This is a genomic window from Metabacillus rhizolycopersici (genome assembly GCF_020075705.1).
This window is the reverse complement of record NZ_JAIQUM010000051.1, coordinates 14,380-38,182: the sequence shown is the minus strand read 5'-3', so window position 1 is coordinate 38,182 and position 23,803 is coordinate 14,380. Positions and strand designations below refer to the sequence as shown.

Sequence of the window (23,803 nt, the reverse complement as noted above, 5' to 3'; positions counted from 1 at the left end):
GCGTGACAGGCAGGCATTCTAACCAACTGAACTACCGGACCATTTTGGTTGCGGGGACAGGATTTGAACCTGCGACCTTCGGGTTATGAGCCCGACGAGCTACCGAACTGCTCCACCCCGCGATAATCGTATATAGCTTTAATTTTCAATGGTGACCCGTACGGGATTCGAACCCGTGTTACCGCCGTGAAAGGGCGGTGTCTTAACCGCTTGACCAACGGGCCATTGAAACAAGTTAATAAATGGTGAGCCATGAAGGACTCGAACCTTCGACCCTCTGATTAAAAGTCAGATGCTCTACCAACTGAGCTAATGGCTCATTATATGAATGAGTAGTTAAAATATCCTTTAATAGGACGTTTTCTATCATAACACACATGTAATTAAAAAAACAATATTTTTTTCGCTAAATTTTCAAAAATATTTATTAGTGTAAAAGAAGAGAGAATCAGCATTTTACCGATTCTCTCTTCTTAGTGAATAATCTCTATTAGCTATATACACTTCGAATAACATTTGTTTGTGTTCGATCTGGTCCTACGGAGAAGATAGAAAGTGGAATACCAGTCAATTGTGAAATACGCTCAATATAATGTCTTGCGTTTTCAGGTAGTTCACTTAGATTACGAACACTAGTGATATCTTCTTTCCAACCTGGTAGTTCTTCGTATACAGGTTCACACTCTGCAAGTATCTTTAAGCTTGCAGGATATTCGTTGATTGTCTTACCTTTATGATTATATGCGACACAAATTTTTAATGTTTCAATTCCAGTTAAAACGTCAATTGAGTTAAGTGAAAGATCAGTTAGCCCACTAACTCGTCTAGCATGACGGACAACGACACTATCAAACCATCCCACACGACGAGGGCGTCCAGTTGTTGTACCATATTCACGTCCAACCTCACGAATTTGATCACCAATTTCATTTAGTAACTCTGTAGGGAATGGGCCATCACCAACACGAGTTGTGTAAGCTTTAGATACACCAACAACATGATTAATCTTTGTTGGTCCAACACCTGAACCTATTGTTACTCCCCCAGCAACCGGATTAGATGATGTTACAAAAGGATATGTACCTTGATCAATATCAAGCATTACACCTTGAGCTCCCTCAAATAAAACACGACGTCCTTCATCTAAAGCATCGTTAAGAACAACAGATGTATCCGTAACATAATGCTTAAATTGTTGACCATATTCATAATACTCATCTAAAATTTCTTCAACAGTGAATCCTTCTACTTCGTAAAACTTCTCTAGTAGGCGGTTCTTTTCCTCTAATGCTCGAACAAGTTTCTCTTCGAATACATCACGTTCAAGTAAATCAGAGATACGGATTCCTACACGAGCAGCTTTATCCATATAAGCTGGTCCAATTCCTTTTTTCGTTGTACCAATTTTATTTGCGCCTTTTCGTTCTTCCTCTACCTCATCTAATTTTAAATGATAAGGTAAGATGACATGCGCTCGATTGCTAATACGCAAATTATCTGTTGTAACTCCACGTTCATGTAAATAAGCTAGCTCTTTAATAAGTGCCTTTGGGTCAACAACCATTCCATTACCAATGACACTAATTTTATCTTTATAAAAAATCCCCGATGGAATTAAATGAAGCTTATAGGTTTCTCCACCAAATTTAATTGTATGACCTGCATTATTTCCACCTTGATAACGAGCAATAACCTCTGCATTTTCAGAGAGAAAGTCAGTAATCTTACCTTTACCTTCATCTCCCCATTGAGTTCCTACAACTACTACTGAAGACATTCCGTACACCTCCGTAATTTCGCACTAATTAAGCATGTTTATTTTATCAGTAATCTTTTAAATGGTCAACAAAAAACACGAACATTATATTATTAATATGATCATTTGTTCGTGTATAACTTGTTTTGAATGAGTTAATAGTCGACAATAACTTTTATTATTCCCCAATACAGAAGTGATATTTATCATAAATCGCATTTTCGGCAAAAAAAAAAGAATCGCATGTACGATTCCTTTTTAAGCACCAGCTGGGATACCTGCATCATCGAAGCGCCGCTCAAGATTAACGAATTTGTTATATTCTTTAACGAATGCTAATGATACTGTACCAACAGGACCATTACGCTGCTTAGCAATAATGATTTCAATAATATTTTTATTCTCCGACTCTTTATCATAATAATCATCGCGATATAGGAAGGCAACAATATCTGCATCCTGCTCAATACTTCCAGATTCACGAATATCTGACATCATCGGACGCTTATCTTGTCGTTGTTCAACACCACGTGACAGCTGTGAAAGTGCAATAACAGGAATCTTTAACTCACGCGCTAATTCCTTAAGTGTACGTGAAATTTCCGATACTTCTTGTTGACGGTTATCGCTTCGACCACTACCTTGGATTAATTGTAAGTAATCAATCAACACCATCCCGAGGCCCGCCTCTTGCTTTAGACGTCTACATTTTGCGCGAATTTCACTTACACGAATACCAGGTGTATCATCGATATAGATCCCAGAGTCTGAGAGGCTACCCATGGCCATTGTCAGCTTACCCCAATCTTCAGGCGTCAATGAACCGGTTCTTAGTCTTTGTGCATCGATATTTCCCTCTGCACAAAGCATCCTCATCACAAGCTGGTCGGCCCCCATCTCAAGGCTAAATATCGCAACATTCTCATCCGTTTTTGTTGCTACGTTTTGAGCGATGTTTAAAGCGAATGCTGTTTTACCAACAGATGGACGTGCGGCAACGATAATTAAGTCATTTCGCTGAAAGCCAGCTGTCATTTTATCTAGCTCTACGAATCCTGTTGGAATCCCTGTAACGTCCCCTTTATTTTCATGAAGCAATTCAATATTATCATACGTTTGTACGAGGACATCTTTAATGTTCTGAAAGGCACCAGCATTTTTCCGCTGTGCAACCTCCATAATCGTTTTTTCAGCTTCATTTAAAAGAACTTCAACTTCATCTTCACGACTATAACCATCCTCGACAATTCCAGTAGCCGTTCGAATTAAGCGTCGTAAAATTGATTTTTCCTCAACAATTTTCCCATAATACTCAATATTAGCGGCAGTAGGTACTGAGTTCGCTAAATCGCTTAAATAAGATACGCCGCCAATCTCTTCTAAAAGATTCACATCTGCTAGTACAGAGGTCACCGTAACTAAATCAACCGGTTCACCTTTATCTGATAACTCAAGCATCGCATTATAGATTTTTTGATGTGATGCACGATAAAAATCCTCAGGAATTAAAAGCTCTGAAGCTAACGTTAAAGATGACGGTTGGAGAAATATTGCTCCTAATACCGCCTGCTCAGCTTCAATATTTTGTGGTGGAATACGATCACCAATTATTTCGTTTATGATGACCACCGTCCTTTATTTTTATAATTACTAGTAAGTGATTGATGAATGTATAGGTCTCGTACAAGAATTTTATAATTTCCTAAACAATTAAAAAGTCTTAAGTACTAATCATAAAAAAAATACGGTTAAGCTTCAAGATAAACTTCACTCTTTCCACTAAACCACATTCTTTTCCAGTATTTACTGTTCGATTACTTGTACTTTTACCGTTGCTGTTACTTCAGGATGAAGTTTAACTGGTACATTCGAAAATCCGAGTGCACGAATACCATCAGGCAACTCAAATTTACGCTTATCTAGCTTGATTTTATGGCTTTTGTTAAGCTCATCAGCAATTTGCTTGCTTGTAACTGAGCCAAAAAGACGTCCACCTTCACCAGACTTTGCACTTAATTGAACTGTCAACTCTTCTAATTTAAGCTTTAATTGTTTCATTTTCTCTAATTCTGCTACTGCCTCTTGCTCCTGTTTTTTCTTTTGAGCATTTAAAGTACTTACACTCGTATTTGTTGCTTCAACTGCAAGCCCTTGTTTAAGTAGAAAGTTTTGCGCATATCCGTCAGCAACATTTTTAACCTCGCCTTTTTTCCCTTTTCCTTTTACATCTTTTAAAAATATAACTTTCATTAGTTAGTTCCCCCTTCAAGGTAATTTTTTAATGTCTCTTTTAGTCTTTCTTCTGCTTCCTCTAAAGTGTGGCCTTCAAGCTGTGTTGCGGCATTTGTTAAATGACCCCCACCATCAAGTGCTTCCATGATCAGTTGAACATTGATATCTCCTAAAGACCTAGCACTAATGCTAACTGTATCCTCATTGCGTTTTGCAATAACAAATGAAGCAACAACTCCATTCATAGTTAAAAGCGTATCAGCTGTCTGGGCAATAATTACTTGATCGAAATGGTCATCGCCCTCTGCAATGGTTATCGCGACCCCAGCCTTGTACATCGAGGCATTCTGAATAAGCTTAGCCCGCTTCACGTAATTCTCAATGTTTTCTTTCAAAAATTTCTGGACTAAAACTGTATCAGCACCTTTTGCTCTTAAATAAGAAGCTGCATCAAACGTACGCGCTCCTGTCCGCAGAGTAAAACTTTTTGTATCAACGATGATACCTGCTAATAACACAGTAGCTTCTATCATATTGATTTTTAAGCTCTTAGGTTGATACTCTAAAAGCTCTGTTACTAGTTCAGCTGTAGACGAAGCATATGGCTCCATATAGACAAGGATAGGGTCCTTAATAAAGTCCTCACCTCGTCGATGGTGGTCAATCACAATAACATGCTCACTTCTCGCGAGTAGCCTTTCATCGATAACAAGTGATGGCTTATGGGTATCGACGACAATGAGCAATGTTTCATCTGTCATAAGTTGTATCGCTTGCTCTGGTGTGATAAATCTAGACCATAATTCTGGATGCTGTTTAATCTCAATCAACAATTGTTCTACTCCTGAATCAAGTGCATCTGGGTCTAAGATAATAAACCCTTCTTTCCCATTTGCCTGCGCTACTTTTAATAAGCCGATGGCAGAACCAATTGCATCCATATCGGGAAATTTGTGCCCCATAATCATGACTTTATCACTTTCAGAAACGATTTCTTTTAGTGCATGTGATATGACACGGGCACGGACTCTTGTTCTCTTTTCCATTGGGTTTGTCTTACCACCAAAGAACTTAACTTTACCGTTCGATTGTTTTATTGCAACCTGATCTCCGCCTCGTCCCAGGGCTAAATCTAGACCTGATTGCGCTAAGTCACCAAGTTCCTGTAATGAAGATACCCCTGTTCCAATCCCTACACTTAGTGTTAGTGATACATTGTGCAATGTTGTCTTTTCTCTCACTTCATCTAATATGGAAAATTTATTGTCCTCAAACTTTGATAAGATGTGCTCATTTAATACACCTAAAAATCGTTCTGAGGAAACTCTTTTCAAAAAGACACCATAATCCTTCGCCCACTTATTTAACAGGGCGGTCACTTCGTTATTTATTGCGCTTCTTGCCTGATCATCCATTCCTTGAGTTACTTCATCATAATTATCTAAAAAGACAAATGCTAGAACTGATCTTTCATCCTCGTATTGCTTTTCAATTTCAATTTGCTCAGTCACATCAAAGAAATATAGTAAACGTTCGTCTCGTTTAATAATGACTTTAAATTCCCGATCATGTAAGGTAATTGTTCCTGATTCAATTTCCTGCTTTATTAAAGGGACTAATGAATCTGCTACATCAAACAGTGACCTACCTACTAAGATATCCTCGTCAAAGCAGGAGGTTAAAAATGGGTTTGTCCACTCAATATGGAATTGGTCATTAAATAGCATAATTCCAATTGGCATTTCCATTAACGCCTCTTCGCCAACCTTTTTTAATCGGTAAGATAACGTAGTAATATACCCCTCAACTTCTGTCTGAAAGCTTTGAACAGCCTCTTTCAGAAAATAAAGAGCTATCACTAAACAAATGGATACCAATAAACCAAACAACCAATTATAGAAATATAAAAGCAGTGCAGCTATCACCGTTACACCAATCAATACATAAATAGGATAACGGATTAATGGTTTATCATAAAAATCCGGCATTCGTTTTCATCAACTCCTCTCAGGCAATGATTCCTTTCTTACCTTATCTTTTCGCTATTTTCTCACGGAGAGGAAAGCTTAAATCAATTATACCTAAGATTCTTACAAGATAAAGAAATATCGGTATAAGAATGGAAGCAATAACAATGATGATCGGTATTGCTCTTGATAGACCTTTCACATACGAATAAAAATAAACAAAGGAGTAACCTTGGATAAGGACAAAAAATTGCAACATACAGTATAAATTCATAATCGCCATAAAGTAGAGGCCTTCTGTATCAGAATTTATCATAACTAACACGGATACAATCAAGTAGTACCAAACTAAACTTTGTGGAAATCTCCACTCCCTGAAGGGCTTTGATTGCGATACTTCAACCTTTAAGCGTTTAAGTACTGGTACAGCAACTAAATGGGTAAGTACAGCAAAAGTCATACCTGATAAAACAAAAATAGTAGGAGTTAAAATATGTAGTAAGTCTAAACCTTTTTCGAACTGTTCAAATTGTTGTTCAAGATTAACATCGGGGGAAATTGACGTAATGACAGACTTCGATTGCTCGAGTGATTCCTTAGATAAATGGATAAAATCCTTTATTATATCAATTTGGAGAAAAAGAATTATTCCAACATAAGCAACAACAAAACTAGCTGTATAGGCTAAGCTTCCCCCAATTAAGACCGCCATCGTTTGCTTTCTTTTATAAAATACACCCATCGTTAAACCACTTAAACCGGATATGAGGGTTAATAGAATATTCCATACTGAACCAAAAAGTACTGAAAGGATACTTCCCGCAATCAACAACATAATGGCCGATGCTACATCATGTCTAATGGAAAATAATATAAAGGGCAAAGGTAGGACAAAAAGTAAAACCATCCCTACAATCGGTACATATAGAGTAAAAAGCATTAAAGCTAAGTAAAGTGCTAATAAAATAGCCCCTTCTGTTATGACATGAACACGCCTCACAACTTCACCTCTTTTAATGAGTCAACATCTATTTTAGACTACCTTCTCTATCTAATCAAACATCTAGACTAATCAAACTCAACAAACAATAATACCCCCACCACTAGACCTAAGTAAAACACAAAGAGACGAAACTAAAAAGGTAAGTCACGCTTTACCTTTTTAGTTTTTCGTTAATGGCAATTATTTATTTACATTTGCTTAGATTAAATGAGACTTATCAGACCTTTATAGGCAGGTATCCCTACCTACCTTCTTTGTTTCTCTTGACTCTTAATGTAGCAATGTTGCTACCTGTTAAGAATAGGAAAAAGACAAAGGTTTGCATAAGAAAAAAGCACAGAAAGGATAAAATCCTTATCTGCGCTTTTCACTTATTATTCACCAGAAACGTATGGTAATAAAGCCATTTGACGAGATCTTTTAATAGCGATAGTTAACTTACGTTGGTATTTTGCACTAGTACCAGTTACACGACGAGGTAAAATTTTACCACGCTCAGAGATGAATTTTTTTAGTAAATCCACATCTTTATAATCGATGTGTGTAATACCGTTTGATGTGAAGAAACACACCTTACGACGTTTTGCACGTCCACCTTTACGTCCGCCTGCCATTGTCAATTTCCTCCCTTCATATTATGCTACGTTCATATATTTAAAATCAGAATGGTAAGTCATCATCAGATATATCAATAGGTTTTCCATCGTTCGCAAATGGATCGTCATCAAAGCTTGTACGTCCTTGATTACGTTGGCCCTGATTCTGATCTGAACCGAATGGATTTTGATTACCAGAATTACCACCAAAATTGTTATGACTATTGTTGTTGTGGTTATTGTTGCCTCCACCACTCGCACCTTTAGGCTCAAGAAATTGGACACTTTCTGCAACAATCTCTGTTACATAGACGCGTTTCCCAGTTTGGTCTTCATAACTACGTGATTGCACACGACCGTCAACTCCTGCTAGACTACCTTTTTTAAGGAAGTTTGCAACATTTTCGGCTTGCTTACGCCAAATCACACAATTGAGAAAATCAGCTTCTCTTTCACCTTGTTGGTTCGAAAACGTACGATTTACGGCTAAAGTAAATGTTGCAACAGCTACTCCACTTGGTGTGTAACGCAGCTCTGGATCTTTTGTTAGTCTTCCGACAAGTACAACTCGGTTCAACATCAGAATCATCCCTTTTTGAATATCTTATCTAACTAAAATTTTATTATTTATCTTCTTTTTTAATAACGATATGGCGAATAATATCTTCGCTGATTTTAGCTAAGCGGTCAAATTCTTGAACAGCTTCAACAGCTGAGTTAACTTGAATAAGCATGTAGTAGCCATCACGGAAATCATTGATTTCATATGCTAGGCGACGTTTGCCCCACTCTTTCGCTTCAGTTACTTCCGCACCATTTTCAGATAAAACGTTATTGAAACGCTCTACTAAAGCTTTCTTTGCTTCATCTTCAATGTTTGGACGGATGATGTACATAACTTCGTACTTTCTCATCATCTTACACCTCCTTTTGGTCTAAACGGCCCACTTTTGGGCAAGGAGCAATTAAATAAATTACTCACAATTAGGTATTATACTAAAAGATCTCGAATTATGCAAGTGTCTTTGACAACTGCACTAAGTTTAGTTCAATCCAGCACAACTATTACCATCCTAGAAATAGGAACTACTTATACATTAAAACGGAAGTGAATAACATCTCCATCTTGTACGAAGTATTCTTTACCCTCTAAACGGACTTTTCCAGCCTCACGCGCAGCACCCATTGTCTTTGCCGCCAATAAATCAGTATATGAAACAGTTTCAGCACGGATAAATCCTCGTTCAAAATCTGTATGGATAATACCAGCGCATTGTGGTGCCTTCATTCCCTTTATGAATGTCCATGCACGAACTTCCTGTTCACCTGCAGTAAAATAAGTAGCCAATCCAATAAGATGATAAGAAGCCTTTATTAACTGATCAAGTCCAGACTCTTTAATTCCGAGCTCTTCAAGGAACATTTGCTTTTCTTCACCTTCGAGTTCTGCAATCTCAGATTCAATTTTTGCACAAACAACGATCACTTCAGCGTTTTCGCCTGCTGCAAACTCACGAACCTGTTTAACATATGAATTACTAGAAAAGTCAGCAACTTCATCTTCACTAACATTTGCTACATAGAGAATAGGCTTAATTGTTAATAAGTGTAATTGCTTCACATACTTTACTTGTTCTTCTGTAAATTCTACTGAACGAGCGGGTTTTTCATTTTCAAAGGCATCTTTCAGCTTTACTAAAATTTCGTGCTCATAAACAGCTTCTTTATCCTTTTGCTTAGCTAATTTTGCTACACGATCAATACGTTTATCAACGGTTTCTAAATCCGCTAAAATCAGTTCAAGGTTAATTGTTTCAATATCTGAAATTGGATCGACCTTCCCCGATACATGCGTAATATTGTCATCTGCGAAACAACGAACAACATGGCAAATTGCATCTACTTGGCGAATATGTGAAAGAAACTTGTTTCCTAACCCCTCACCTTTACTTGCGCCTTTAACAATTCCAGCAATATCAGTAAATTCGAATGCAGTTGGTACCGTTTTTTTAGGCTTTACAAGCTCAGTTAGCTTTTGTAAACGCTCATCAGGTACCTCTACAATCCCTACGTTTGGATCAATCGTACAAAACGGATAGTTTGCTGATTCAGCACCAGCTTGTGTAATTGCGTTAAATAATGTTGATTTCCCAACGTTAGGAAGACCTACAATACCAGCAGTTAATGCCATATTCCCACTCCTCTATAGTTAAACAAAAAAATTTGTCCGAATTCTAACCAATCTTCAACAATTATAGATAGTAAACCTATAAAAAACAAGCCGGTCATCTAGAATAATCAATCTTATACTTTATTTAAACTTTAAAAAAAGAGACCCAAAACGCGGCTCTCAACTTAAAACATTTCATTTGTTTTCTCGATATTCACCAAACAATCATATAAAATGCTACCTTGCCCATTATCAGAATCTTCATCAGGGGTAAGTAAATTTACCGAACCACCAAACTTGTGCCACTGTCCCTCATCAACATTAATCGTTTTAGGATGGGCTTTCTTCATAATTTTAACGGTACCAGAGAGCTTTCCTCTATCATTAAAAATCGTTACCGTATCACCTTCACTTATTTCTTTTTCACTTGCAATATCCTCTGATATTTCAATCTTAATCTTCTGTAAAGCTTCGATCAGTATATAATGCTGTGAATGATTTGATCGTAACGGATGTATCGTTAAAAGCTGATACGGATATTTTTTTGCCAATAAAGGATTTGACTTACTAGATTCTCTTGGAGGTAAATAGTGTGGTTTACCTTCATAACCTTTGTCCTCTGCAGTTAAAGAAGTAAACTCGAATTTTCCACTTGGTGTTAAAAACTCCCTTTTATCCCAAGGAACATGACTAACAGGTAGTGAAAGTCTCTTTTCATCTTTAAGTCGTTCAAGCGTAATACCATGCTCATGTAAATGACTGAGTCCCATTTCTAAAAACTCCGCTCTAGAAAAGTTAAATTCTTCCCCAAACCCTAAACGTTTCGCTAATTGAGCCCATATCCACAAATCAGATTTTGCTTCTCCGGGTGGCACAACAAGCTGCTCTCCATAATTCACATAATGATGATACATGGAAGCACAATAAATATCCTCTTCCTCAAATACGGTTGTTGTTGGAAGCACATAATCTGCTAATTCCGCGGTATCTGTTAAAAAGTGATCAACAACCACAAGTGTTTCAACTGATTCAAATGCTTGTTTGACTTTAGTCGAATTCGGAACCTGTGCAAGTGGATTCCCACAGGTTACAAAAATCATCTTAATTCCAGGATTTTCCGCATTTAGTATTCCTTCAGCCTGCTTCATCATTGTAAACTGTCTTGTTGACGCTTTTTTTTGTGGTAAGGTAAGAGCGCTTCTGTTGAAACTATTACCAACTTGAAGGTTTCCAAAATTAGCTCCACCTCCAGAAATCCCCACATTCCCACTTACTGCTACTAGAGCATCGATTAATCGAATCGTATTTCCACCATTTGCATACCGTTGCATTCCAAGTCCTAAATACGTAGAGGTTGGTCCATCAGAATAAATAGAGGCTAAGTACTTAATGTCCGCATCAGAAACTTCAGCACTTGTTACGATATCTTCCATTGAAATACTGTTCAGTAATGTCACAAGGTCATGAAAACCAACTGTATGATTTATAATAAACTGCTGATCATGTTTATTTTCTTCAACCAAATACTTCATAATACCAATTGCTACTAATCCATCCATTCCGGGTTTAATCGAAATATAGTGGTCAGCTATTTTAGCAGTTGCATTGTAAATCGGATCGATAACAGTAATTGTTGAACCTCTTTTTTTCGCCTCTTGCAAATAATGAAATAAATGCATATTCGTTCTCGTTACATTTCTTCCCCAAATCACTACGTTCTTACTATGAAAAATATCATCAGGGGCATGGCTAAATGAGCTTCCAAAATCCCAAGTCTGCGCTTCAATACCAGAGCCCCAGCAAAGGCTGCCAACTAACTCTGTCACACCGCCATAGCAATTAAAGAAGCGCTTATCCAGTTTTTTAAGCATTCCAGTATTTGCATAATCATGACTATGCAACACAGCTGTTGGACTATAGTTCTCCTTAACTTCACTCATTTTTTCAGCGATTTCGTTTAAAGCCTGTTCCCAAGAAATTTCTTCAAATTGGCCTTTAACCTTTTTTAGAGGGACCGTTAAGCGCTCCTTAGAATTTGTCTTATCTCCTAGCATCCTTCCTCTACCACAAATTTTCCCTTGTGTAATTGGATGATCTTTATCACCATCAACTTTTGTCACTTTCCCATTCTCAACAGTGACCTCGAAGCCACAACAATCCCAACAGTTTAAAGGGCAAGATGATTTAACTACTTTTTTCATTCTTCTCGTCTCCTATATGCGGCCTACTCATTTGATTCTTCATGTTTAACAAGTACCTTTTTCATCTTTCTAGCGAACTCTCTCCTAGGAATTAAAACGCTATGTTCACAACCCTCGCATTTAATCCTAACATCCATACCCATTCGAATAATTTTCCAGCGATTCGTTCCACATGGATGCTGTTTCTTCATTTCAACAATATCATTTAACCCAAATTCCTTCTCCATTATCGATTACCTCCACTCTTAACTGATTTCATCTTTTCTGTTATACATAACCATTCTTGGGTATGGAATATCAAAACCACGTTCGCCTAAACGAACTCTTATGTCTTTTCGAAGCATTCTTGCAATATGGAAGTGACGCATTGGTTCAACTTCACAAGTAACCCGTAAGATAACATCTGATGTACCTAATGTTTGAACACCAAGTAATTCAGGGGGGGTAACGATATCTTCGTATTTATCAGGCACTTCTGTGAGAAGCTCTCGGATAACACGTTCAGCCTCGGATATATCATTCTCAAGGGAAATACTTACATCTACAACGGCTACACTATTATTGATGGAGAAATTTGTAACTTCTGTTATATTACCATTTGGTAAAATATGTACTTCTCCTGTCCAGTTCTTAATTTTTGAAGTTCTTAACCCGATTTCTACAACGGTACCTTCAAAGGTAGAAACTCGTATATGGTCCCCTACAGAAAACTGATCTTCAAAGATAATAAAAAAACCAGATATGATATCCTTCACAAGACTTTGGGCGCCAAAGCCCACAGCTAGACCAATTATCCCCGCCCCAGCGAGCAAAGCACCGACATCAAGACCAATTGTCTCCAAGATCATGATAATTGCAATAAAATAGACAAGATAGGTTAAGGTGTTTTCTAATAGTTTAGAAAGTGTATTTTCCCTTCTTTCTGAAATACGTAATGGCGATTTTACACGGAATAAAAAAGCCTTACTAATTGCAAGTTTTCCAACTCGGATAAAAGCAGTCGCGATAATGAAGATCAAAATAATCTTTAAAAATCCCTCTCCAATCGTAATCCACCGTTCACTATCTGTAAGGTACACATAAATTTGATTCCACATCTTTTCAATTAGGTTCAATGTCATCACCTTTTCTTAATTAACTATCGCGCTATAGTGCCATATCACTTCTTAACCTATATACTATTTTTTAGCTTATTATACTCGATATGTAAACTCATTTCCTTTTAAAAAGCCAAATTCGTTTCCTGTATCATTTATTCCTCCGTAATTTCTAGGGTTATTAATATATTTTGTAAGTTACACTCGATAAAAGGGTCTCCCCATAAAGGACACCCTCTTTTTCTTGAAAGGGAATGGCCATTAGAATCAGCCTACCCTACTTAGCTTATCATTATCGCATTTTGTAGCGATCTATTATAGGAAAAAGTAAAATGGACACAAGCAGATAAAGATTAATTAAACCGTATAAGGGGTATAAAATGGCGACGAGATTTGCAAAGCCAAAACGTGTAAAGGGAATCATAAGCAGTACTAAGATCAATGCCATAAACCAGATTGGTGTATTCATAAACTCCCTAAACCGTGTTGCAAGTCCAAAAATCCCCGAAATCGCGGTAGTGTAGATTGCAAGCCAAAGTATGATAGACATTAAAAGGAATATGACAAATGGTGATCCTTCTAAAATTGCAAATAATGGGATTTCATAATCAGCAATGGTATCCGCCATTTGTACTAACGTTTCATTATAAATAAAGGACATGACCCCTAAGATCACGCCACTGCCAATGCTAGCTATTTTTGCTTCCCTCAGACCCTTCATTTCTCTTCCAATGGCAGATAAGACAGCAAGTAAAGGCAAGATATTTAGTGAAGTAAACGTAAATGCAGATGGCCAATTATATTGTTTCGTTATATCTACTACCCATGAATGCTGGCTTGAGAAGTTAAATGCAAACAGAGCATAAAACAACCCTACTAGAAGCAATGGAATAACCAAAACATTGAGTTTAATAATGCTATTGGTATCGTTCAGGAATAAGAGCACTACTAGCACGGAAAAGGATAGGATCCCTCCCCAATAAGGTACTGAAAAGGCCTCAAGCGTAGCACCACCACCGGCAATCATGACAATTGTTGTTGTAAATAGGTATAACACAATCAATACATCATAAACATGTGAAAGCTTTTTACCAATTAACCTCTCCAATACCGGGAAAAAGTGACTTGTTCTCTCTTCAAAGCTAACCTTCATAATGACATAGACTGCTATGCTAAAAATGATAGTAAAAATCCCTATTGCTAGTCCACTTTCAAAGCCAAAAAACTGCCATAGCTCCCTTCCAGATGCATATCCTGCCCCGATGGTCGTTCCTAATATTAAAAACATCCACTTTAATCCTGATTTCACCTTTCCCTCACCTCTTAGGATTGTCCTAATTGCAACGAACATGTATAGAAATGGTCAAACCTCCGTATACTGTTACTACTATGAAGTGGGAGTGAAATCTATGAATCTAAAATCTGGGCTTTTTCAATCAACTAAAAAGCAAGATCGAATACATTATGAAGATAAAGAGGCTATTCAGGACTTATCCAAGACGCTCATAGAACATATGCCAAAGCTTTATATAAAGCCAATTATCATTATTTGTATCGGAACAGATCGTTCCACAGGTGATTGTTTAGGTCCTTTAGTAGGTTCTAACATTCAAGATCAATTATCTCACTTCCATACCTTTGGTACATTGAAGGATCCTGTTCATGCTGTTAATTTAGAGGAAACATTAGCATTTATTAAAGAAAAGTATCGAAATCCATTTATTATCGCCATTGATGCATGCTTAGGTCGACTAAAAAGTGTCGGTTTTATCCAAGTTGCCGAAGGTTCGATAAAACCTGGAGCTGGGGTAAATAAAGAACTCCCTGCAGTTGGCGATATGCATATTTCGGGAATCGTCAATGTAAGTGGTTTTATGGAGTTTTCCGTTTTACAAAATACTCGCTTACATCTTGTCATGAGTATGGCTGATATTATTTCGAAGGGATTAATTGAAGCCGAAAAACATTACTTAGAAAAGCGGCATTCCATCCGTAGAAACCTGCTAGACGATCAAGATTCAGCCATTAACTAAAGGAAATAGAAATACACTGCATTCGTCTAGTCTGCAGTGTATAGATAAATATGCAAAGTTAATTTAGTAATTATATTGTACTAAAACGATAATTGTAACGACAATGATACTTGGAAGCAAATTCGCTACTCGGATTTGCTTTATACCGAGCATATTAATACCAATTGCAGCTATTAATACACCACCTGTTGCCGTTAGCTCAGCAATTAATAGCTCCAACAGTGAGTCTGAAAGAAATTGATGGATAACATTTGCAAATAATGCGATCCCCCCCTGATATAGAAACACCGGTATAGCTGAAAATAAAACACCAACACCAAGAGTACTCGCTAATACTAAACTCGTAAATCCATCAATCATTGATTTAGTTAACAGAACAGCATGATCATTCCTTAGACCACTATCAAGTGCCCCTATGATAGCCATTGCGCCAACAACAAAGATCAATGTAGCAGTAACAAATCCTTGTGCAATATTTCCATTTTGAGACTTACCTAATTTACGCTCAAGGACAGTACCGATAGAATGAAGGTGATCCTCAAGTCGAAGCCACTCTCCGATTACAGTACCAAATACTAAACTAACAATGACTATAAAAAAGTCGTTACTTTTCAAGGCCATATCAAGACCTAACACTACGACTGAAAGACCGATCGCTATCATAACCGTTTGTTTCATTTGCTCAGGAATTCTCCTAAGTAGTAGCCCGATAAGAGTTCCTATTATTATACCTAAAGCATTTACGACACTTCCAAATAAAACCAAAATTATCCCATCTCTCTTTTTAGATATACAAATTAAAAGTGTGGAAGACTGGACTACCTTCCAAATTTTAGAAGAAATATAAATAGCGCAAATATCTATCCAACCTTTGACATTGCAAAGATGCCCTTGAATCGATGTATCTTCGACCTTCGATTCAAGAGCAACTAAGCACTAAAGCTGGATATCGTACACTTATCCACGGTTCAGGAATTTTATAGTACGCTAAACGGCAAAAGAGCCGACTCCACATAGAGCCAGCTTCAATGAAATAGAACTAATTCTTTATGATGATTGTTTTGTTTCTAATAATTCTAATATACGATCTAAATCATCTTGAGAAAAGAATTCAATTTCGATTTTTCCCTTTTCCTTTTCCTTTTGCTTTCTAATTGATACAGATGTACCAAAATACTCCTGCAAAAATGTTTCGCGTTCTTTGATAAAAATATCCTTTTCTGGCTTCTGCTTCTTCGTTTCACGTGGAACATTATTATTTAATTGCTGAACAATTAATTCTACTTGTCGAACGTTTAACTGTTCACGAACAATTTTTTCAGCAAGTTGATTCACTGTATCCTTTTTCTTTAATCCTAGAAGTGTACGACCATGCCCCATTGATAGCTTTCCTTCAGATATGAGCTGTTGAATCGATGATGGTAAGGTCAGTAATCTTACGTGGTTAGCAATATGTGGTCGACTTTTCCCTAAACGTTTAGCCAGCGCCTCTTGCGTAAAGTCTAATTGGTTCATCAACGTCTGATATGCCTGTGCTTCCTCAATAGGTGTTAAGTCCTCACGTTGTAAGTTCTCCAATAAAGCTAATTCCATCATTTGCTGCTCTGTTAGGTTTCTAATAACAGCTGGAATTGTCGTAAGTTTCGCTTCCTTTGCAGCACGAAAGCGACGTTCTCCTACAACAATTTCAAAGCCCTTGATGCTTTTACGAACAACAATTGGCTGTAAAATTCCATGTTGCAAAATTGACTCTTTAAGCTCATTGATCGCTACTTGTTCAAAGGTTTTTCGTGGTTGATATGGATTTGGTCGAATATCATTCAATTTTATCTCTTGAACTGTTTCCTCCTGACCAACTTCCATGTTTGAGAATAATGCATTAATTCCCTTACCTAATCCTTTAGCCATTCACAGCCACTTCCTTTGCCAATTCTAAATAAACTTCTGCTCCTCTAGATCTTGGATCATAAATAATTATAGGTTGGCCATGACTTGGTGCTTCACTTAAGCGAATATTTCTTGGGATGATTGTTTGATACACCTTATCCTGGAAATACTTCTTCACTTCATCAATGACTTGAATTCCTAGGTTTGTTCTAGCGTCAAGCATTGTTAATAGAACACCTTCTATCATTAACTCTGTATTCAAATGTTTCTGGACAAGGCGCACAGTGTTTAGTAATTGGCTTAACCCCTCCAATGCGTAATACTCGCATTGTACTGGAATTAAAACGGTATCTGATGCTGTTAACGCATTAATTGTGAGTAATCCTAGTGATGGGGGGCAGTCAATTACGATAAAATCGTAGTGATGCTTCACTGCTTCAAGTGCTCTTTTTAATCTGACTTCTCTAGAAATAGTCGGAACAAGCTCAATTTCTGCACCTGCTAACTGAATCGTAGACGGAATAATATCTAAATTTTCTACTTCAGATGGTTTAATGACTTCTTTTACATCTACATCATCGACTAAGATATCATAAATGCAATGTTCGACATCGGCCTTTTCAATGCCAAGCCCGCTCGTTGCATTACCTTGTGGGTCAACATCGACGAGAAGCACTCGTTTACCAATATATGCTAAGCAAGCACCTAAATTTACAGATGTTGTTGTTTTACCTACTCCACCCTTTTGGTTTGCAATGGCAATTATCTTTCCCACGATGTCACCTCTTCCATAACATAAAAACTTTTATTCAAACATAAAATAGGAACTTAAATGGCCATTTTTGATAGTAATCATACTCTTATCTAAATTCTTCCACTTATTTGTTATCATTTTTTATTCTATCATGAATATGATAGAAAGGTTGAGTTTTTTCTAATTTCTTCAATACTTGTATTATCAATTAAGAGAAAAATAAATTATCTATATAATAGGCTTTATGCGGCTATTTGACGATAGAGCGCAAGTGGGGAAATATTGTAGGGGAACGTTCACATTTCTTTGCAAATTAACGAGGAAGAAGGAACGACTGCATTCTGAAATGCAAATCTACAATACTAGAATTTTAGTATTTCCCAGGGAAGAACAAAGGCGCTGGAACTGGATGACGTGCGCTTATCCACAGTACAAGAATTTTATAGTTTCCTATAAGACAAGAAAAAGGGTCTGACCTTCAATCCAGTTCAGCCCTTCAGGAGTAAAATATAAGGTATAAATCCGTTATCTATCTGTCAATTATTAAAACGTATAATAAATAATCATATATTTAAATGCAAGATGCTATTTAGGTATCTTTATTGTAAATTGAATGTATTCCTCAAATTCTTCTTCTTCTGCATTTAACTTAACGCCACTATCAGCGACCAGCGATAATGATTGACGAATTGTATTCATTGCAATTCTAGTATCTCTACTAAATGCTTTACGCTTCGGTTTTGGTTTCACATTATTCTTCTCTAGGATCCTAACCACTCGGTCTTCCGTTTGTTTTACATTTAGCTGCTTTTCAATAATCTCTTCTAACAGTTTTATTTGTAATTCAGGGTCCTTTAATGGAATAAGCGCACGTGCATGCCGCTCTGTAATTGCCTTCTGCAGTAGAGCATCCTGTACGTCTTTTGGGAGTTTTAATAAGCGTAACTTATTCGCTATTGTAGATTGCCCCTTACCGAGTCGCTGTGCCAATGCTTCCTGTGTGAGATCATGTAATTCTAGTAATTTTGCATAAGCAACAGCTTCCTCTATTGATGAGAGCTCTTCCCTTTGTAGGTTTTCAATTAATGCCACACTCGCTGTTTCGGTATCATTAAAATCCTTTACGATTGCAGGTATAGTATCCCAACCTAACGTTTGAACAGCACGCCAGCGTCTCTCTCCGGCAATAATCTCAAACTTTCCATCTCTTTCCCTTACGACTATTGGCTGGATAATTCCGTGCGTCCGAATAGTCAATGCTAATTCCTCAATCTTTTCATTAGCAAAGATGGTACGTGGCTGGAAACGATTAGGTACAATATCCTGTACTTCGATTTTTTTTACTTCTTCATTATTTTGTTTTTCCGCTCTCATTTCTTGTTCTATCTCATCAATCGCGACTTGCTCTACTTGCTCTACTTCCTTTTCTCCCAGACCGAAAAAACGTGAAAATGGATGCTTCATGTGCCAACACCACCTTTAAAGACTACCAATTTTAATATTCTCTTTTTCCTTCATTATTTCCTGCAAAATATTTAAAAGTGCAAGTAAATGTTTCACATGAAACATTTACTCTATTGGAAGCTTGTTTGGCATTCCAGGCTTTCTTGGGTATTTTTTTGGTGTTTTCTTTACCTTTTCAATAACTAGGATTGTTCGTTCACTATTTTCCATCGGTAATTCAAATGAGTGAATTTCTTGAACTTTCCCACCTAAAACCTGAAGTGCCCTTTTGCCAGCATCCAGTTCTTCCTTTGCTGCCGCAGCTTTCATAGCAAGAAAGAAGCCGTCCTCTTTAACAAGAGGTAGGCACAATTCACTTAAGACAGAAAGCCTTGCTACCGCTCTAGCAGTTACAACATCAAACGATTCTCTATACTCTTGATTTTGGCCAAATGTTTCGGCACGGTCATGAAATAGCTTAACGTTCTGTAAACCTAATTCCTGTGTAAGATGTGATAAGAAATTAATTCTCTTTTGTAATGAGTCAACAATCGATATCCTTAGATGCGGGAAACAGATGTTAATTGGTATACTAGGAAAACCAGCTCCCGCCCCAATATCGCAAATAGTAAATGGCTCTGAGAAATTAAAATAAAAGGCAGCTGATACAGAATCATAAAAATGCTTTAAGTACACTTCCTTTTTTTCTGTAATTGACGTTAAATTCATTTTCTCGTTCCATTCTACTAGCAAATCAAAATATAAATCAAATTGATTCATTTGCTGTGGCGAAAGAATGATTCCTTTCTCCGCTAAACTTGATTGAAATAATGCTGTATCCATACTCAAAACCTTTCCACTTATTAATTAGAGACCCGTGCAATTTTCCCTTGCTCCAAGTATACCAATAGGATTGATACGTCTGCTGGATTTACACCTGAAATACGAGATGCCTGTGCTACTGATAAAGGTCTAACTTCTTTTAGATTTTGGCGTGCTTCGTTCGCTAAACCGTTAATAGCATCATAATCGATATTTTCGGGAATCTTTTTACTTTCCATTCTCTTTAATTTCTCAACCTGCTGTAAGGATTTTTCGATATAACCTTCATATTTAATTTGAATTTCTACCTGTTCTGCAACTTCAGCATCAATTTCAGTTTCAGAAGGAACAAGCTGTTTAATATGTTCATAAGTCATTTCTGGACGTTTTAGTAAGTCAGCAGCTCTAATTCCGTCTTTTAACTCACTTCCGCCAACAGAAAGAATTAAATCTTGCGTCTTTTGATTTGGCTTTATAATAACAGTTAACAAGCGTTGTCTTTCTTGTTCAATCGCGTGCTTTTTGTTTGTAAATTTCGCAAATCGTTCTTCAGATATTAGACCTAATTTTTTGCCAATTTCAGTTAAACGTAGATCGGCATTATCATGGCGAAGTAATAAACGATATTCAGCTCTTGAAGTTAATAGGCGGTATGGTTCACTTGTTCCCTTTGTAACTAAATCATCAATAAGTACACCGATATAAGCATCTGATCTACCTAAAATCACATCTTCTTTTCCTAACGCCTTTTGAGCAGCATTAATTCCAGCCATTAATCCTTGCCCTGCTGCCTCTTCATATCCTGAGGTACCGTTAATCTGCCCTGCTGTAAATAAGGCTGATATTTTCTTCGTTTCTAACGTTGGCCAAAGTTGAGTTGGAACGATTGCATCATATTCAATTGCATACCCTGCTCTCATCATTTGCGCATTTTCAAGGCCAGGGACTGATCGAATTAATTGATGCTGTACCTCTTCAGGTAAACTAGTTGATAGTCCTTGTACATAAACCTCTTGAGTATTTCTACCTTCTGGTTCTAAGAATATTTGATGTCTTGGTTTATCATTGAAGCGGACAATTTTATCTTCGATCGATGGACAATAACGCGGTCCTGATCCTTTGATCATCCCCGAATACATTGGTGAACGATGTAAGTTATTATTAATAATCGTGTGTGTATCTGGACTTGTATATGTTAACCAGCATGGAAGCTGATCTGTAATAAATTTAGTCGTTTCGTAAGAGAATGCACGGGGAACCTCATCACCTGGTTGAATTTCTGTTTTACTGTAGTCAATCGTATGACTATTCACTCGTGGCGGTGTTCCTGTTTTAAATCTTACTAAATCAAATCCCAGCTCTTCCAGATGTTCAGATAGTTTAATCGAAGGCTGTTGATTATTTGGGCCACTCGAGTATTTAAGTTCCCCTAATATAATCTCACCTCTTAAGAAGGTCCCTGTCGTTAACACAACAGCCTTAGCTCTATATTCCGCACCCGTTTGAGTCACAATTCCCTTACAGATTCCATCCTCAACAATTAATTTATCAACCATACCTTGAAGTAATGTTAGATTTTTTTCATTTTCTAACGTTTTCTTCATTTCATGTTGATATGCAAATTTATCGGCTTGTGCCCGCAAGGCTCTCACAGCGGGTCCTTTACCTGTATTTAACATTCTCATTTGAATATGTGTTTTATCAACCGTTTTACCCATTTCCCCGCCCAAAGCATCTATTTCCCGAACAACGATACCTTTTGCAGGTCCACCAACTGACGGATTACATGGCATAAAGGCCACCATGTCTAAATTTATTGTAATAATAAGGGTTTTTGCCCCCATTCTTGCAGATGCTAGTGCAGATTCACAGCCAGCATGGCCAGCACCGACGACAATCACATCATAGTCTCCAGCATGATACGACATATTTAACCTCCTTAGTTTATGATCAACAGTTCTATTTTTTAAACGTAGTCTTAGTGTCTAGTTTTCATTATTTCCCTAAGCAAAATTGTGAGAACAACTGGTCAATTAAGCTTTCATGAACGGCATCACCGATGATTTCACCAAGTTGCTCCCAACAGCGAGTGAAATCGATTTGAATGATATCAATAGGTATACCTGCATGAATACCTGTTAATGCATCACTAATGGACGTTTGGGCAGCTGTTAATAATGCGATATGGCGAGAATTTGATACATACGTCAAATCACCACTTTGCACATTGCCTTGGAAAAATAGTGCACTTATTGCTTCCTCTAACTCATCAATTCCCTTTTCCTCTAATAAGGAAGTAGTGACAACAGGCTTACCAGCAGCTAATTCTTTCACCTTTTGGAGATCAATTCGTTGTTCCAAATCCATTTTATTAACGATGACGATAAAGTCCATTCCTTTTATCGCCTCAAAAAGTTGAATATCTTCAGTGAGAAGTTCCTCATGATAATTTAAAACAAGAAGGATTAAGTCTGCTTCCTTTAAAACCTTTCTTGATCGCTCAACACCAATTCGTTCGACAATATCCTCAGTTTCTCGAATACCAGCTGTATCTACTAAACGAAGTGGCACTCCTCTAACATTCACATATTCTTCAATGACATCTCTTGTCGTTCCTGGAATGTCTGTTACGATTGCTTTATTCTCCTGAACAAGGCTATTCAATAGGGACGATTTCCCTACATTCGGCCTTCCTATAATGACAGTTGAAAGTCCTTCTCTTAAGATCTTTCCTTGCTGTGATGTTTGAAGGAGCTTATTAATTTCATCTTTTACAATAGTCGCCTTATCAATCAGCATACGATGAGTCATTTCCTCAACATCATCATATTCTGGATAATCAATATTAACCTCAACATGTGCTAATGTCTCTAAAATCTCTTGTCTAAGCCTTTGAACAAGCTTTGATAATCTTCCTTCCATTTGTCCTAATGCAACATTCATTGCTCGATCTGTTTTGGCCCGAATTAAATCCATTACTGCTTCCGCTTGTGACAAGTCAATCCGCCCATTTAAAAAGGCACGCTTTGTAAACTCACCTGGTTCTGCAAGTCGTGCGCCGTTTTGTATAGCTAATTGTAATACCCGATTTACAGTGACTAGCCCACCATGGCAATTTATTTCAACAACATCTTCTCTTGTAAATGTTTTTGGTCCCCTCATCACTGAAACCATGACTTCCTCAACAACATTCCCCGTTGCCGGATCAATCATATGACCGTAATGGATCGTATGGGAGTCAACCTCTATTAGCCTTTTATTAGAAGGTGCCTCAAAAAGCTTATCTGCAATTTCAAAAGCTTGCTCTCCACTTAATCTGACAATTGCGATTGCCCCTTCCCCTAAAGGTGTTGATATTGCTGCTATTGTATCTAACTCCATTTTTACGATCACCTCTCTTATCATTTATCTATATTAATATTCCCTCTATCATTTCGAGTCTTGAACAAAATTTAAAGATAGCATATTTCACTTTCATAAGAAAGTAAAATTGATCTAGCATTATCCACATTCCATCATATTTTTCAATCTCTCTCTGCTTATTTTAACTTATCCACATGTTAATAACAATATTTGCTCTTTATTGAAAGCTCCCCCTTATTTAGTTATTAACATTTGACCTTTTATCAAACAACCTTCTCATTAAAATTTTAGACCTCACACGCTAAGGCAAGACTTGCCTTTCTCTATACAAACAGTTAGCACTCACCAATCCACTTTATCTCTTATAAATATTAAGGTAATAATTTTACCGTCCGTTAAGAATGGGATAATCTATGTTTTACTACTAAAGACATTTCACAAATTAACATTCATAAGTGACATGCACACTAGGCGCGCCC

At 37.2% G+C, this 23,803-nt stretch carries 21 protein-coding genes and 3 tRNA genes; 1 reads left to right on the top strand and 23 read right to left on the bottom strand.

Annotation, left to right across the window (positions count from 1 at the left end; genetic code table 11):
• Positions 1 to 45: 45 nt before the first annotated feature.
• The 16 genes from K9V48_RS19140 to K9V48_RS19065 form a co-directional block, all read right to left on the bottom strand.
• A tRNA-Met gene (locus K9V48_RS19140) sits at positions 46 to 122 on the bottom strand.
• Between the two features lie 27 nt (positions 123 to 149).
• Positions 150 to 224, bottom strand: a tRNA-Glu gene (locus K9V48_RS19135).
• 19 nt (positions 225 to 243) lie between these two features.
• Positions 244 to 319 (bottom strand) — tRNA-Lys (locus K9V48_RS19130).
• Between the two features lie 171 nt (positions 320 to 490).
• Positions 491 to 1,777 (bottom strand): adenylosuccinate synthase, encoded by a 1,287-nt coding sequence (locus tag K9V48_RS19125; protein WP_224140761.1) that lies wholly within the window; start codon positions 1,775 to 1,777, stop codon positions 491 to 493.
• Positions 1,778 to 2,014: 237 nt separating this feature from the next.
• Positions 2,015 to 3,376 carry a replicative DNA helicase gene (dnaB, locus tag K9V48_RS19120; RefSeq protein ID WP_224140765.1) on the bottom strand — a complete coding sequence of 454 codons (1,362 nt, stop codon included), beginning with the start codon at positions 3,374 to 3,376 and terminating at the stop codon, positions 2,015 to 2,017.
• Positions 3,377 to 3,559: 183 nt separating this feature from the next.
• Complete coding sequence (rplI, locus tag K9V48_RS19115) at positions 3,560 to 4,006, bottom strand: 50S ribosomal protein L9 (protein ID WP_224140760.1); 447 nt, start codon at positions 4,004 to 4,006, stop codon at positions 3,560 to 3,562.
• A complete protein-coding gene (locus tag K9V48_RS19110; protein WP_224140759.1) occupies positions 4,006 to 5,976 on the bottom strand; it encodes a DHH family phosphoesterase in 1,971 nt (656 codons plus the stop codon). The genes rplI and K9V48_RS19110 overlap by 1 nt, the downstream gene beginning before the upstream one ends.
• Before the next feature lie 43 nt (positions 5,977 to 6,019).
• Positions 6,020 to 6,955 (bottom strand): YybS family protein, encoded by a 936-nt coding sequence (locus tag K9V48_RS19105; protein ID WP_224140758.1) that lies wholly within the window; start codon positions 6,953 to 6,955, stop codon positions 6,020 to 6,022.
• Between the two features lie 377 nt (positions 6,956 to 7,332).
• Complete coding sequence (rpsR, locus tag K9V48_RS19100; protein ID WP_111617244.1) at positions 7,333 to 7,572, bottom strand: 30S ribosomal protein S18; 240 nt, start codon at positions 7,570 to 7,572, stop codon at positions 7,333 to 7,335.
• Positions 7,573 to 7,618: 46 nt separating this feature from the next.
• The gene (gene ssb, locus K9V48_RS19095) at positions 7,619 to 8,134 is read right to left on the bottom strand and encodes a single-stranded DNA-binding protein (RefSeq protein ID WP_224140757.1); all 516 of its coding nucleotides are present in this window, start codon (positions 8,132 to 8,134) and stop codon (positions 7,619 to 7,621) included.
• Positions 8,135 to 8,177: 43 nt separating this feature from the next.
• Complete coding sequence (gene rpsF, locus K9V48_RS19090; RefSeq protein ID WP_111617273.1) at positions 8,178 to 8,468, bottom strand: 30S ribosomal protein S6; 291 nt, start codon at positions 8,466 to 8,468, stop codon at positions 8,178 to 8,180.
• Between the two features lie 176 nt (positions 8,469 to 8,644).
• Entirely contained in the window at positions 8,645 to 9,745 is a 1,101-nt protein-coding gene (gene ychF / locus K9V48_RS19085; RefSeq protein WP_224140756.1) for a redox-regulated ATPase YchF, read from the bottom strand.
• Positions 9,746 to 9,909: 164 nt separating this feature from the next.
• Positions 9,910 to 11,925: a molybdopterin-dependent oxidoreductase gene (locus K9V48_RS19080; protein ID WP_224140755.1), complete on the bottom strand. Its 2,016-nt coding sequence runs from the start codon at positions 11,923 to 11,925 to the stop codon at positions 9,910 to 9,912.
• Positions 11,926 to 11,948: 23 nt separating this feature from the next.
• On the bottom strand, positions 11,949 to 12,152 hold the full coding sequence (locus K9V48_RS19075) for a DUF951 domain-containing protein (RefSeq protein ID WP_263432884.1): 204 nt from the start codon (positions 12,150 to 12,152) through the stop codon (positions 11,949 to 11,951).
• Positions 12,153 to 12,170: 18 nt separating this feature from the next.
• A complete protein-coding gene (locus K9V48_RS19070; protein WP_224140754.1) occupies positions 12,171 to 13,040 on the bottom strand; it encodes a mechanosensitive ion channel family protein in 870 nt (289 codons plus the stop codon).
• Positions 13,041 to 13,314: 274 nt separating this feature from the next.
• Complete coding sequence (locus tag K9V48_RS19065) at positions 13,315 to 14,310, bottom strand: YkvI family membrane protein (RefSeq protein WP_224140763.1); 996 nt, start codon at positions 14,308 to 14,310, stop codon at positions 13,315 to 13,317.
• A gap of 121 nt (positions 14,311 to 14,431) precedes the next feature.
• On the opposite strand from K9V48_RS19065, the gene yyaC reads away from it, so the two are divergent.
• On the top strand, positions 14,432 to 15,055 hold the full coding sequence (gene yyaC, locus K9V48_RS19060) for a spore protease YyaC (protein WP_224140753.1): 624 nt from the start codon (positions 14,432 to 14,434) through the stop codon (positions 15,053 to 15,055).
• Between the two features lie 63 nt (positions 15,056 to 15,118).
• Here yyaC and K9V48_RS19055 read toward each other — a convergent pair whose 3' ends face one another.
• The 7 genes from K9V48_RS19055 to mnmE form a co-directional block, all read right to left on the bottom strand.
• Positions 15,119 to 15,820, bottom strand: a complete 702-nt coding sequence (locus K9V48_RS19055; RefSeq protein WP_224140752.1) for a DUF554 domain-containing protein — start codon at positions 15,818 to 15,820, stop codon at positions 15,119 to 15,121.
• A gap of 282 nt (positions 15,821 to 16,102) precedes the next feature.
• On the bottom strand, positions 16,103 to 16,963 hold the full coding sequence (locus tag K9V48_RS19050) for a ParB/RepB/Spo0J family partition protein (protein ID WP_224140751.1): 861 nt from the start codon (positions 16,961 to 16,963) through the stop codon (positions 16,103 to 16,105).
• Positions 16,956 to 17,717 (bottom strand): ParA family protein, encoded by a 762-nt coding sequence (locus tag K9V48_RS19045; protein WP_111617252.1) that lies wholly within the window; start codon positions 17,715 to 17,717, stop codon positions 16,956 to 16,958. The genes K9V48_RS19050 and K9V48_RS19045 overlap by 8 nt, the downstream gene beginning before the upstream one ends.
• Positions 17,718 to 18,281: 564 nt before the next feature.
• Complete coding sequence (noc, locus tag K9V48_RS19040) at positions 18,282 to 19,160, bottom strand: nucleoid occlusion protein (protein ID WP_224140750.1); 879 nt, start codon at positions 19,158 to 19,160, stop codon at positions 18,282 to 18,284.
• A gap of 105 nt (positions 19,161 to 19,265) precedes the next feature.
• Positions 19,266 to 19,982 carry a 16S rRNA (guanine(527)-N(7))-methyltransferase RsmG gene (rsmG, locus tag K9V48_RS19035; protein WP_224140762.1) on the bottom strand — a complete coding sequence of 239 codons (717 nt, stop codon included), beginning with the start codon at positions 19,980 to 19,982 and terminating at the stop codon, positions 19,266 to 19,268.
• A gap of 20 nt (positions 19,983 to 20,002) precedes the next feature.
• A complete protein-coding gene (mnmG, locus tag K9V48_RS19030; protein WP_224140749.1) occupies positions 20,003 to 21,889 on the bottom strand; it encodes a tRNA uridine-5-carboxymethylaminomethyl(34) synthesis enzyme MnmG in 1,887 nt (628 codons plus the stop codon).
• 67 nt (positions 21,890 to 21,956) lie between these two features.
• Positions 21,957 to 23,342, bottom strand: a complete 1,386-nt coding sequence (gene mnmE / locus K9V48_RS19025) for a tRNA uridine-5-carboxymethylaminomethyl(34) synthesis GTPase MnmE (RefSeq protein WP_224140748.1) — start codon at positions 23,340 to 23,342, stop codon at positions 21,957 to 21,959.
• Between the last annotated feature and the right edge of the window lie 461 nt (positions 23,343 to 23,803).